Below are 12238 nucleotides of genomic sequence, written 5' to 3'. Positions count from 1 at the left end.
ATGCATCTGACGAACACCAAAGTAGCCCACGAGAACGGCGGTTGGCGCGTCGACTTCGTTGGAGATGACGGCGATGCCGTTACCGTTAATGTGGCCAATGCCGCCTATATAGATGAGGAGGCTGCGGTCGAACGCGCTCGCGCCATCATGGTGCGGTTAACGGCGTTCGGCACCCGAGGCGGCGGTCGGAGCGTGAACACCTACGATGCCGCCAGCAATGGGAATTTCGACGACGATCTGCCCTTGCTCGTACCCGGCACTGATTATCCGCCATGGCAAGACATGCAGCCCGTTGACGCTTGCCCTTCCCGATGCCATCTCCAGTATGCCCAAGACGAAGACAAAAGCGCAGAGCGATGATCCTGAGCTGATCAAAGAGGGTCGCTCCCGGTGGAGGCGACGTTCGGATCGGCTGTCAGGGTGAAGGGAATCCTGCAGGAAATACGGTCTCGCCTGCCTCCCGCGGTCAGGAAGTCGCTGGATATGCAGTCGGGCGAGCTTACTCTCGTTATGCCGGAAACTTCGAAGACAGCGTTTCGCGCGACCTCTTCGATTGTCTCGGAATCACTGCAAGGCATAGCTGACCTTCCGATCATCCCTCGCGAGATCGAGGACATCCTGGGAATAACCTCCTCGGAAAGGAAGCGCTGGTTGGAGGACGGGCGTCTTCCAAGCGCCGGAACCCGAACCGTCAGGCTTCAGGGCCGAGCGCGACGAATCACTTTCCACGTATTCGATCCGCGGGTCGTCGAAGACCTGCTCAATCGCGGGGCCGTGGATGAATGGCGCGAGGAAGACGCGGCGGCGAAAGCAGAAAACCGGAGGCGCGCCGCCTACCAGGCGAAGCTGCCGCGTTCCCAGGCTGAAGATGCTGCGCACGGTTTGAGAGGGTGGGACGAGTTCGATAGCGAGGGTCTGCTGCGGTAGCGATTGGCGGTGGATGGCCATCATGGATGATCCCAGCGATGCGGCGGCGCTTTTCAAACACGAATGGCCATACCACCACGTTCACCGGTCCCGTTTCGTCTTCGATCGTCAGGAATGTGACACCCTTTGCCGACCTCGGCCATCTGACACTTGTCAGACGCAAGCGCCTTGATGACATCCTCCGGCAGGCCATGCGCCTTCACAACATCGCGGATCGCTCCCTTGGCCCGATAGCATGAGACGGTCGCGCAGAGAGCGACCTTGTCCTCACGATTTGGGCAATACCATAGTATGATGTGCTTGGTGCCAGTTTCCGGTAAGCTCAACTTCACGCGGCAGGGCATCAAGCAAGATGACAGGACGAGATGCACCTGTGCCGGGCTGTTTTGAGATAGATCGACAACGTCCGTCGGTTCGGACGTGGCTGGCTAGAGTTAACGACAAATGAACGGGGGCGATTTGAAGCGTCATCGGTCTCTCCGCTGGGTCGTCGCATACGGATTTTTTGGCGCGCCGCGTGCCGGAGCGTCGATCGCGTTTGCTATGGCAGCTCTTTCGATCACTGATAATGCAGCGGGCGGGGCTACAGCGCTCGCAGCTATGACCGCTGCGCAACTGGCAGGAGCGATACCCGTTGCCCGGTTGGGACGCGGTTCTAACTCGATCGCGTATTTCAAGATCCTCATTGTCATCAGGACCATGGCGCTATTCTGCGGCGCCGCAGCGTGTGGCATGGGCGCGCCCTACTCGATTTTCATCGCTGCGGCAGTTGCGTCCGGGCTTGTACAAGGAGCAGCCTTCGGCCATCTGCGCGACGCCGCGAACTATCTTGTCGCACCGACGCAGATGACCAGAGTCCTTGCTTGGGGGTTTTTCGCAACCGAACTTGCTTTTCTGGTCATGCCGATCCTGGCGGCGGCGTTGGGGACCGTCTCCGCATCATTGGCGATAGCTGCTATCGCGGTTCTAGGGGCGCTTCCTGCCTTCATCTTGCCGTCAGCACCGACCGCCGACGTGAAGGTCGAGGAGGCGGAGAAGAGAAAAGCGATATCTCCAGATGTCCTTATTTGGTTAGCGTGCGCTTGCGCCAGTTCCGCCGCAATCAGTGCGATCGAGGTTGGCGCGGTATCAATTGCAATGGGATTTGGGCTCCAAGCGGGGTATGGAGCAGTGTTCACTGGAACCTTGTGTGCGGCCTCCCTGATTGGCGCAATTGTAAATAGCTTCCTTAACCGAACTTTTTCGAGGCACCAGGTCGCCGGAATGCTAGCGGCGATCCTCATTGGTATCGCGCTCGTACTTCAAAATTCCTTTGGGTTATCGATCGTCGGCTGTGCGTTGGTGGGACTATTTGCCCCGTCACTCGGTATTCACTACTCTTTGCAGATCAACAGATTGGTAAGGCCCGAAATGAGGGCCGAAACGTTCTCGGTGCTGAAGATATCCACCTCGGTTGGGACGATATTGGCGTCATCGATGCTTGGCTGGACATCGGTCTCTTTAACGCTGACCGCAGCGATATGGTTGCTCCTTTTCGCACTGGGGATGATTTCAGTGCAGGACTTGATCGTCGGGCGGCGCCTGTCCACGGCGCGCACGCAGCGTGTACCAGATTAGGCAAGGCGCAAAATGCCCCGGCGTGCGGGCAAAGAAGGTAACGGGACGGCCGGATGTCCATTTCACTTAACGAGCAGGCAACCCCGACTGAGCCCGATGCGGCGCTGATCCTGGACCACCTGCCGGGTCTGGTCTGGACGACAGACGAAACGGGCACAATCTCATACTGCAATGCCCGTTTTGGAGAATATGCTGGTATAGATTTCGGCTTGAGCCGCTCATCACACTGGGCGAGCGTTTTACATCCGGACGACGTAATATTCGCGGTCCAGTACGGTCGAAGCGCGCGGTGGACCGAAGGGCATACGGTCATCAACGCCCGTTTGCGACGAAACGATGGAGAGTTCAGGTGGTTCGAGCTTGCTGCGTCGCCGCTGGCGGATGGTGGAAAGGTCTGCTGGCTCGGGACAGAACTCCACGAGAGCGCCAGCGAACGGGCCCAAGAGGAAATCGAAAGCAGATTCCGGCGCTTCCTCAATTGCTTATCGCTTCCAGCGCTGCTGATCACCCCTGCTTTGGAACTCGAGTTTGCCAATCACGCGGCGTTGCGTTGGTACGGCTTTCGGCCTGAGGGTTCGGAGCAAGTGACTTCGGCCGATATGGAGTCGAGGAAATTCGATGAGATCCTGCTTCCGCTCAAGGCATACATGGAGGGAGAGCAAACAGCGGTCGTCTCATACCAAGCACAGCATGCCGACGGCACACTCCGGTCGCTTGAGGCGCAAGTCGTGCCGATTATCGATAAGTCAGGCGAACTGACGAACTACGTCGTACTTCAGAACGACGTTCAGGACTCTCGCGATGCCGCCTACCTGTTCGGGAAGGAAATGGAGATCCTCGACATGGTGGCCCGAGGCACACCATCAGCAAGGGTTCTTCAAGAGCTCTGCAATGTCGTCGACGATCTGATCCCCGATCTCCTTTGCTGTTTTCTCGAGCTGTCGCTCGATCGCAAGTTCTTTCGAATGGGCGCGGCTCCCCGGTTGCCAAGCGAATTCCGAGAGATCTTCGACCGAAAGAGCGTGGCTGCGGACAAGAATGCGTGCTCAGTAGCAGCGCTTTCAAAGAAGGCCGTTGAAATCCAAAACCTAGGCGAAAGCGATCATCGCGACACGTCCATGGGCCAGTTCATGCTGGCCAACAAACTCAACTATTGTCATGCAATTCCCATTCTCTCGCCCTTTGGGAACACGGCTGGGATCTTTGCCATCCTCCGTCATCAATATACCGAACTTAAACCTCACGAGCTGCAAATTATCGACCGTGCAGCGCATATAGCGGGGATTTCCATAGACAGGACGCGCCATGAAGAAGCGCTAGTAAAGCGGGAGACCCAGTTCGAGCGGAGCCAGGCACAGCTCGTCGCAGCACAGCGGATTAGTTCGACCGGTAGCTTCACATCCGACATCCAGCGGGACGAAAATATCTGGTCTGAGGAATTTTATCGAATATTCGATCTCGATCCGAAGCTCGCGCCGAGCATCGATGCGGTCAGGGAGCGAATCCATCCGGAAGACCTGGAACGTTTCAATGTCGAGATGCAGAGAGGGCTTACTGGCGAGGGCTCCGATTTCGTCTTTCGGATCATCCGGACGGACGCTTCCGTCAGGTTCATCCGCGGACTTGCAAAAGTGACACGTTACGTGGGTGACCACCCGATCTTCATGGGGACTGTACAGGACATCACTGAGACGAAACGGGCGGAAGACGCCCTCCGACGTGGTGAGGAAGCTCTGTTGAAAGCGAGAGAAGAACTCGCCTATGTTTCACGCGCGATGACTATCAGCGCCTTGACGACGTCCATCGCCCACGAGGTGAGCCAACCGCTGTCGGGGATTCTCGCCAACGCCAACGCCTGTGTTCGCCTGTTAGCGCTCGATCCGCCGGACATCGCCACTGCGGCAGACACTGCACGGAGAACAATCCGGGACACTATGCGCGCAACCGAAGTCGTTAAGCGCCTTCGGGCTATGTTTAGTCGGCAGGCTCCGACTATGGAGGAGATCGACCTCAATGAAATTGCTCGCGAGGTAATCGCATTATCGGCGAGAGATATGCGGGAAAGATCTATCGTCCTCGAGTCCAGATTGGCATCCGGACTGCCTTCGGTCAGAGGCGATCGTATTCAACTCCAGCAGGTCATCTTGAACCTGGTCCTGAACGGGATCGAAGCCATGGCTGAGATCGAGGGGCGGCCCCGCCGTCTGCTTGTGCTGACTTCACCCGACGAGGACATGCTCACTTTGTCGATCGTGGATGCGGGCGTCGGCATCGCCGCGGACTCTGCGGAGAGGCTGTTTGAACCTTTCTTCACCACAAAGCGTAACGGAATGGGGATCGGACTTTCTATCAGCCGGTCGATCATCGAAAACCACGGCGGCAGCATGTGGGCGACGCCCAACGATGGACCGGGCACAACGGTTGCCTTTTCGATACCAAAAATCCCTCCCTTGGCCCAGAGCGTTTAACTGACCTACCAAGCTCTATGCGGGCGGCTTACTGAAGTCTCGTCTTCCCCAGACACCAGGACGATTTTGCCAGGCACTGGGCGTAGTGTTCGAACGGGGCAGGTTCATATCAAAGGCACCGAGCACGGACCCAGTGCCCCATTCGAGAAGGTCAAGATAGCAGGGGTTGGAACGCCGCCCCTGATTAGTCAGGCCGCGGTTGAGGCGTGGCCGCTCGTCAGCAGCTTTACTAAGCGCTGAGCCCCTGCGGTCGAGGATGCTGGGTTTTGTCCCGTGATTAGGCGACCGTCAGTAATAGCGAAGCTCTCCCAGTTTCCTCTCTTTTCGTAAAGGCCGCCGAGCCGCGTGAGTTCATCCTCCACGAGGAAGGGAACGACCTTAGTGAGTTGGACTTCTTCCTCCTCTGTATTGGTGAAGCCCGTTACACGCTTGCCCTGAACAATAGGAGCGCCTTTGTGGGTCACCCGATGCAGAACTCCGGGTGCATGACATACCGCCGCGACAGGCTTTCCGGCATTGTAGAAGGCCTCGATCAGCTTGATCGAATCCTGATCCTCTGCAAGATCCCACATCGGGCCGTGGCCGCCCGGATAAAATACGGCGTCGAAGTCTTCCGACCTCATGTCCTTTAGCAGCTTTGTGTGGGCGAAAACTTTCTGCGCATCGGGATCCTTCTTGAAGCGGGCCATCGCCGGTGTCTGGTTCTCAGCCAGATCACTCTTAGGATCGACAGGCGGCTGTCCTCCCTTGGGTGACGCAAGAGTAAGATCGATGCCGGCGTCACGGAACACGTAGTAAGGAGCGGCGCCCTCCTCAAGCCAGAAGCCGGTCTTGCGCCCCGTGTCGCCGAGCGTGTCATGAGAAGTGAAAACCATCAGTATCTTCATCGGAGAATCTCCTTCCAGGTTGATCAGCCGAAAGAGGCTGCGGCGCAGACTATGCTCTCGATGGATCGATGGCGCAGTTGAACATTGGTATCGGCGATACCAAGGTATTGAATGCAGCTTCCCAGCTTCCAAGAGAAATTTTTAATTCTCCCGAGAGCTCAACTGAGGTCCGACAGAGCGACACTCGCTCCAGAACCGACGGACGCAGATGGTACCCAGACACGTGTCGGCGCTGGCCGATCGCTGATGGCAATCAGAACCCCGACGATCGCCACCATGGCAATTGCGATCATAACAAGCGGAAAGCTTGAGCCAGGATGTTCTTGGTCTCGGTAGATCATCTTCTGCTCCCGATTTCTGGCCGCGGCTGATCCGAAACCGCCGGCTTCGACGGAGACTATGTCGGGGGACAACCAGGAAGGCAGTTGCACCTTGGTATAGGCGATACGTTTGTATAGGCGATACCATCGTGCAGTAGCGCGCTACACGGGTCAGTCTCAATGTTCCCGGATACGGATCGACGACGGATATCGATACGGAAGGTCAGCGCAACACGCTCGGAATCCGGATCGTGAGCGCAGCCTAGAAGGTAAGCAATCACCACCGGAGACTGGCGCAATGTCAAATTTCGAACCCGCAAATCTTACACGCCGATCTTTTGGCGGCGTTGCACTCGCCATTACCGCAGCGGGTGTCCTCGGTGAAAAGATGGCTGAAGCCTCTCAGGCAACCACGCGTGTGGACGTACCAACGGCCGCTACCGGAGCCATACTCGAAGCAAACAAGAGTATCGAGGCAGGGGACCTGCTTGTCTCCTATGCCGACCTGGGACCGGCGACCGGATCACCAGTGTTGCTGCTGCACGGCTGGCCCTACGACATCAACAGCTTCGGGCGGGTCGCACCTCTGCTCGCCGACCGAGGCCACCGAGTTATTGTGCCGTTCCTGCGGGGCTACGGCGGCACGCGCTTCCTATCCGGGCGGACGAAGCGCAATGGGCAGCAGGCGGCAATTGCAGTCGATACGATCAAGCTCATGGACGCCCTAGGGATCAGGGAGGCTACGATCGCTGGATTCGACTGGGGAGCGAGGACTGCCGACATAGTCGCGGCCCTTTGGCCGGAACGCTGCAGGGCCCTCGTCTCGGTCAGCGGCTATCTGATCGGAAGTCAGAACGCGGGCAGGATGCCACTGCCGCCGTCCGCCGAACTTCAGTGGTGGTATCAATTCTATTTCGCCACAGATCGCGGTCGCGAGGGCTATGAGAAATATACGAACGACTTCGCCAAGCTCATCTGGCAGCTCGCCTCCCCAAATTGGAAGTTCGATGATGAAACGTTCTCGCGAAGTGCCGCCGCGTTGGGGAATCCTGACCATGTCGCGATCGTCGTTCATAACTATCGATGGCGTCTCGGACTGGCCGAGGGCGAGAAGTGGTTCGACGAGTTGGAAGACAAGCTCGCGGCCGGTCCCGAAATACACGTGCCTACGATTACCATGGAAGGTGACGCGAACGGGGCACCCCACCCAGATCCAAAAACCTACGCAGACAAGTTCAAGTCGAAATATGAGCACCGCCAGATCACAGGCGGGATCGGTCACAACCTGCCGCAAGAAGCCCCGGAATCGTTCGCTAGTGCCGTGATCGATGTGGACGGCTGGGCGTAGTTACCGAAATCGGCGCAGCCTCGAGCCTGTGAGGGAGCACGCATCAACCGACAAGTTCCGCGCACATCGGTCTGGGCTCGACGCCTGTTCGATGGTGACCCGTCAAAATCCAGGTATCGAATCCTTCGATGAAATCGATCAGAAAATGGTGCCTAGTGGGACACCCGCCGGCCGTGTGATGGTGGAACGCACTTCCAGATAGCACAGCTCTTCTCCGCGATTGCACGGCGAGGAGCGTGCTTAAGCTGGAAGGATTTTTAGTAGGCGACACCACCAGCTCAAACCGGAAGGATCGATGATTGGAAATCGGTATCGATAGTTTCGCAATGCTTTTGACCGACCCTGCCTCGGGGCGATTGCAGTCAGCCATTGACCGCATGGAGAGCGTGCTGGCGGAGATTGAGCTCGCGGATCAAGTCGGCCTAGATGTTTTCGGAATGGGCGAACACCATCGAGAGAACGCGCTCGATTCAGCCCCGGCCGTCATCCTTGCGGCCGCGGCCGCGCGCGCAAAGTCGATCAGACTGACAAGCGCCGTGGCAGTCCTCAGTGCCGCCGATCCCGTGCGGCTCTTCCAGGAGTTCGCCACACTGGATCTGATATCCGGCGGAAGAGCTGAACTCGTGGTCGGTCGCGGCTCATCCGTCGAGGCCTATCCTCTGTTTGGATTCGACCTGCGGGACTACGACGCGCTCTTCGCCGAGAAGCTGGACCTCTTGCTGAAGATCAGGGAGCAACCCAATGTCAAATGGGAGGGCCGCTTTCGTCCTGCGATCAATGGCGAGGGTGTCTTTCCCCGTCCGCACCAGCCGACCTTGCCAATCTGGCTGGGCGTCGGCGGCACGCCTGAATCCTTCCTCCGCGCCGGAACACTCGGATTGCCGTTGATGGTCGCCATCATCGGCGGAAGCTTCGAACGTTTCTTGCCTCTGGTCGAACTCTACCGTCGCGCGTGGCTCGCCGCCGGCCATCCCGCGCAGAACCAGAAGGTCGGAGTACATGCCCTAGGCTTCGTCGGAGAGACGGACACGGCTGCCAGGGAAGCGTTCTTTCCGGGCTGGTTCCAGATGTTCACGGACGCTGGACGGGAACGGGGATGGCCGCCGCCAACGAAGGCGCAATTTGAGCACATGTGCGGTCCAAGTGGCGCGTTCCTGGTTGGCAGTCCGGAGACAGTTGCGGCCAAGATTATGCATGTGAACAATACCTTGCGTGGAGTCTCTCGCATCACCTTCCAGATGAGCACCGCAGCACTGGAAACCGAGGCGATGCGCCGCTCGATAGAACTCCTCGGCACTGATGTAGCGCCTCTTGTTCGCGGACAACGTCCTTGAATGAGTCATCGAATGACACGAGGCTCAAGGGAAGATACCAACACCGCCTGATCGCCGGGGGATCAGCCACAGCCTTCCCCAGAAGTCACCAGACGCCTTCTCACAGGATGTTCCCGATCCGTGGGCCTGAGGAAGCGAAGTGTTTCCACCGTCGGTGGAAACACTTATTGCGAAGGCAACGCGCCAACGTGGATGCTGTGGTCAACTGCTGCTGCCGAAAATGAGGTTTCGATAGGCTGCGAGCATCTCCGGATCTTCGACAGAGCCATGATGATGGAGTTGCCTCCAGCCGCCATCCACCTGAACGAACCAGCGGGTTGTTCGGAAGGCGACATCAAGACTGTCGCTGGCAGTTTGACACTTACCCCGTTCCCGACCGACGAACAGATGCCACTCGCGTCCGCCCTGGCTGGTGAAGTCATGGAACGCAACATTTACCGTTGCGGCGCCGCCGAACAGCTTAGAATAACCCTCAGCGATCTCGTTCCAACCGCGACGAATTCCGCCGATAGGGTTGTCCATGCTGGGAGCCGCCCCAGGGAACCAGATCGCCTCCAGCCCCACCATATCGGCAGCATTGAAGGCCCTGTAGAATTCGATCAGCGCATCCAGAGCGCCACCGTTCCCTGCCTTCTGTTCTGCACCCGTGATCTCTTCAAAACGTTCCTTCATGTCGAAACCTCTTTGCGGAATCTGTGGCGAGCTACGCCAATCCAGCGGCGTCGATCGGTCGACTGGAGGAAGGTGGCAGCACGCTCCAGAGCCAAGCCGACGAAGGCAACATGCGCAGCGATGGTTGCGTAATCCATTATACGATGGTGTCGGCGCAAGCCCACCGCGGCAAAATCCCGATAGGCCGCTGGCGATACCATCGTACAATGGACTTCTAGCGAGAACGGCGCATCCTCAGCAGGCGGTCGGAGCAAGCGCATTGCGCTGCCGCGCGCCGCAAGTTGAGAGAGTTGTGATATACATACTTCGATTGGACGACGAGCCTGCTGTCTTCTCTGGGGACGAAGCACATGTATCGGATGATCTCGGCAATGACGAATGCAGCGCTTCCCGATGGTGGGGATATCAAGCGACCAACCGTCGTGGTTATCGACGACGACATATCAGTCAGGGAATCCCTGGAGCTCCTCATAGTATCAGCGGGCTGGCAGCCCCTGCTCTTTGAATCCGCCCAATCCTATCTTGCAACCCCCCTCTCGTCGGCTCCGTGCTGTCTCGTACTCGATGTCAACATGCCGGGCCTGAACGGCCTCGATTTGCAGACCGTGATCAACATGGGCGGCAATCGCATGCCGATCATTTTCGTCTCCGGCTTCGGCGATGTCCCGATGACCGTAAAGGCGCTCAAGGGGGGCGCGCTCGATTTTCTGACCAAACCCATCGACACGATGGCGCTTCTGGAGGCGATCCGATCGGCACTCGCGCGGAGCGAAGAAATGCTACGCAACGACGAGGAGCTTCGACGGCTGCAGCGCTCGTACGACACGCTGACAAAGAGGGAACGCGAAGTGATGATACGCGTGGTCAAGGGTCTCTTGAACAAGCAGGTCGCATTCGAGCTCGATATAAGCGAGATCACCGTGAAGGCGCATCGCGGCCAAGTCATGCGTAAAATGGACGCCCGCACCCTTCCGGAACTGGTGAACATGGCTGCAAAGCTCAGCCTCGGAGAAAGTGTCGAGGCGGACTGAAGCGTCCGGCAGTCTAGCGCGGCGACGTGCACTACCCTCGCGCTCGACGTCTTTCGGATGGATAGAGCATTATCATCGCGACGAATATGGCCGCCCCGACGACCAGGGCGATGCTGGCGAGGCCGAGGGAAAGACCGACTCCCGCGTCGCTGCTAGCCGTCCGCGCCAGAATGATCCCCACCACCGGAGGTCCCGTGATCTGTCCGACAGCGAAGACAGCCGTTAGAAGTCCCATGTATCGGGCATGATTTCTCGCGCGGATTCGCCTCACTTCGTTCATGGCAAAGAAACTGATCGCGGTGAACGGCAGGCCAACCGGAGCGCTGCTGACGCTCAGTCCCAGAGCGTCGTGCCAGAACGCGAGCAGGCTCGGCGCCCGAGCACCATTAACGCTGCTTCGTAGAGGTTCCGGGTCAGATCGAAGGCTCCCATCCTGGGTGCAAGTCTCGCCGACTGGCCCGCCCATAGGTTTGTGAAGTCACCCCGTGACGCCTTTTCCGCCTGCGCGCGCACGGCAGACAGTGCGGCTCCGGCAGTTGGGAACGCTGGCACGGCCTCTGAAATTGGACCGAGTTCCCGCATGAGGCGGTTGACGATACCTCTGGCGGGACGGCCGGTGAAGACGTTCGTGATTGCGGTACTGTCATCACCTGCCTCGGCGAGCGCTTGCGCGTGTACCGCCGGGATCTTCGCCTCCGGGCAGAAAAGGTAGGCCGTGCCGACCTGGACGGCGGAAGCGCCGAGCATTAAGGCCGCAGCAACGCCCCGGCCGTCGGCGATACCACCCGCAGCAATCACAGGAACCGCTACGGCATCGACAACTTGCGGAACGAGCGCCATCGTTCCGACCTGGGTGGACATGTCCTGTGTGAGGAAGTTGCCACGGTGCCCTCCGGCCTCAGAACCCATCGCGATGATGGCGTCGGCCCCGTTCGCCTCCAGCCACGCGGCTTCGGCCGCAGTCGTAGCGGAGGACACGACCTTCGCGCCGGCCGCCTTCACGCGGTCCAAGAGCGGCCTGGCAGGCAATCCGAAATGGAAGCTCACCACCTCCGGCCTATGCTCTTCGACAACCTCACAGAAGCGTTCATCGAACGGCGCACGACCCGCACCGGAAACGGGAGCGGCAGGGTCGAGATCAAATTCGACATAGTAGGGCGCCAGCAACGCCCGCCATCGGATCTCAGCGACCGCGTCCACGGAAGGCGTTTGATGCGCGAAGAAATTCACGTTCAGCGGCGCCTTGATCGAGGCGCGAATGCTGCTGATCGCAGTCTTCAGTTGATCGACGGTCAATTGCGCACTCGGCAGCGAGCCTAGTCCTCCAGCCTGCCCTGCGGCGACCACCATCTCGATGGTCGTTGCTCCAGCCATAGGCGCCTGGATGATCGGAAGCTCAATACCGAAAAGATCGAGTATGCGTCGGTCTGGCCAGCTCGTCATATCGCACACCATCCCATTGTGTGGCTCGACCACTGGTTAGATCCTTGCACGTGGCGGGTCTATTGCACTTGATGATCTGGCACCCGATCCAAAGGTATCGGGACACCTTCGTACAATAGCTAGAAGCAATGAACCGCGAGATGGTGTTGTCACGGCGGCGGCGACGATCGTTCCTATCCGCAACAGTAGAG

The 12238-nt window shown here is 58.6% G+C and carries 9 protein-coding genes and 3 pseudogenes; 7 read left to right on the top strand and 5 right to left on the bottom strand.

What is annotated here, in order from left to right:
- Together RlegSU303_RS08160 and RlegSU303_RS08155 are read left to right on the top strand one after the other, a co-directional pair.
- Positions 1-249, top strand: a pseudogene (locus RlegSU303_RS08160) (hypothetical protein); the annotation flags it as partial.
- Between the two features lie 76 nt (positions 250-325).
- Positions 326-927: pseudogene (locus RlegSU303_RS08155) on the top strand (hypothetical protein).
- A gap of 9 nt (positions 928-936) precedes the next feature.
- Here RlegSU303_RS08155 and RlegSU303_RS34525 read toward each other — a convergent pair.
- A pseudogene (locus RlegSU303_RS34525) lies at positions 937-1066 on the bottom strand (OB-fold nucleic acid binding domain-containing protein); the annotation flags it as partial.
- A gap of 305 nt (positions 1067-1371) precedes the next feature.
- Here RlegSU303_RS34525 and RlegSU303_RS08150 point away from each other — a divergent pair.
- Both RlegSU303_RS08150 and RlegSU303_RS08145 read left to right on the top strand, forming a co-directional pair.
- Complete coding sequence (locus tag RlegSU303_RS08150; protein ID WP_131720432.1) at positions 1372-2544, top strand: MFS transporter; 1173 nt, start codon at positions 1372-1374, stop codon at positions 2542-2544.
- Between the two features lie 53 nt (positions 2545-2597).
- A complete protein-coding gene (locus RlegSU303_RS08145) occupies positions 2598-5012 on the top strand; it encodes a PAS domain-containing sensor histidine kinase (RefSeq protein ID WP_168271661.1) in 2415 nt (804 codons plus the stop codon).
- Positions 5013-5200: 188 nt separating this feature from the next.
- Here the strand turns inward: RlegSU303_RS08145 and RlegSU303_RS08140 are convergent, their stop codons facing one another.
- Positions 5201-5899 carry a type 1 glutamine amidotransferase domain-containing protein gene (locus tag RlegSU303_RS08140; RefSeq protein WP_168278217.1) on the bottom strand — a complete coding sequence of 233 codons (699 nt, stop codon included), beginning with the start codon at positions 5897-5899 and terminating at the stop codon, positions 5201-5203.
- A 618-nt stretch (positions 5900-6517) separates the two neighbouring features.
- Here RlegSU303_RS08140 and RlegSU303_RS08135 point away from each other — a divergent pair.
- On the top strand, positions 6518-7567 hold the full coding sequence (locus tag RlegSU303_RS08135) for an alpha/beta fold hydrolase (protein WP_231283636.1): 1050 nt from the start codon (positions 6518-6520) through the stop codon (positions 7565-7567).
- Positions 7568-7866: 299 nt separating this feature from the next.
- Entirely contained in the window at positions 7867-8901 is a 1035-nt protein-coding gene (locus tag RlegSU303_RS08130; RefSeq protein ID WP_231283635.1) for an LLM class flavin-dependent oxidoreductase, read from the top strand.
- A gap of 201 nt (positions 8902-9102) precedes the next feature.
- On the opposite strand, the gene RlegSU303_RS08125 is transcribed toward RlegSU303_RS08130, so the two are convergent.
- A complete protein-coding gene (locus RlegSU303_RS08125; protein WP_074068747.1) occupies positions 9103-9573 on the bottom strand; it encodes a YybH family protein in 471 nt (156 codons plus the stop codon).
- A gap of 350 nt (positions 9574-9923) precedes the next feature.
- On the opposite strand from RlegSU303_RS08125, the gene RlegSU303_RS08120 reads away from it, so the two are divergent.
- Complete coding sequence (locus tag RlegSU303_RS08120; protein ID WP_131720427.1) at positions 9924-10604, top strand: response regulator transcription factor; 681 nt, start codon at positions 9924-9926, stop codon at positions 10602-10604.
- A 31-nt stretch (positions 10605-10635) separates the two neighbouring features.
- On the opposite strand, the gene RlegSU303_RS08115 is transcribed toward RlegSU303_RS08120, so the two are convergent.
- Both RlegSU303_RS08115 and RlegSU303_RS08110 read right to left on the bottom strand, forming a co-directional pair.
- Entirely contained in the window at positions 10636-10899 is a 264-nt protein-coding gene (locus RlegSU303_RS08115; protein WP_445944752.1) for a YbfB/YjiJ family MFS transporter, read from the bottom strand.
- A gap of 38 nt (positions 10900-10937) precedes the next feature.
- Positions 10938-12047, bottom strand: a complete 1110-nt coding sequence (locus RlegSU303_RS08110; RefSeq protein WP_168271730.1) for an NAD(P)H-dependent flavin oxidoreductase — start codon at positions 12045-12047, stop codon at positions 10938-10940.
- Positions 12048-12238: the final 191 nt, after the last annotated feature.

This window comes from Rhizobium sp. SU303, assembly GCF_021052345.1.
GTDB classification, from domain to species: Bacteria; Pseudomonadota; Alphaproteobacteria; order Rhizobiales; family Rhizobiaceae; genus Rhizobium; species Rhizobium laguerreae.
The sequence above is the reverse complement of the archived record's forward strand: the minus strand, read 5'-3'. Positions and strand labels throughout refer to the sequence as shown.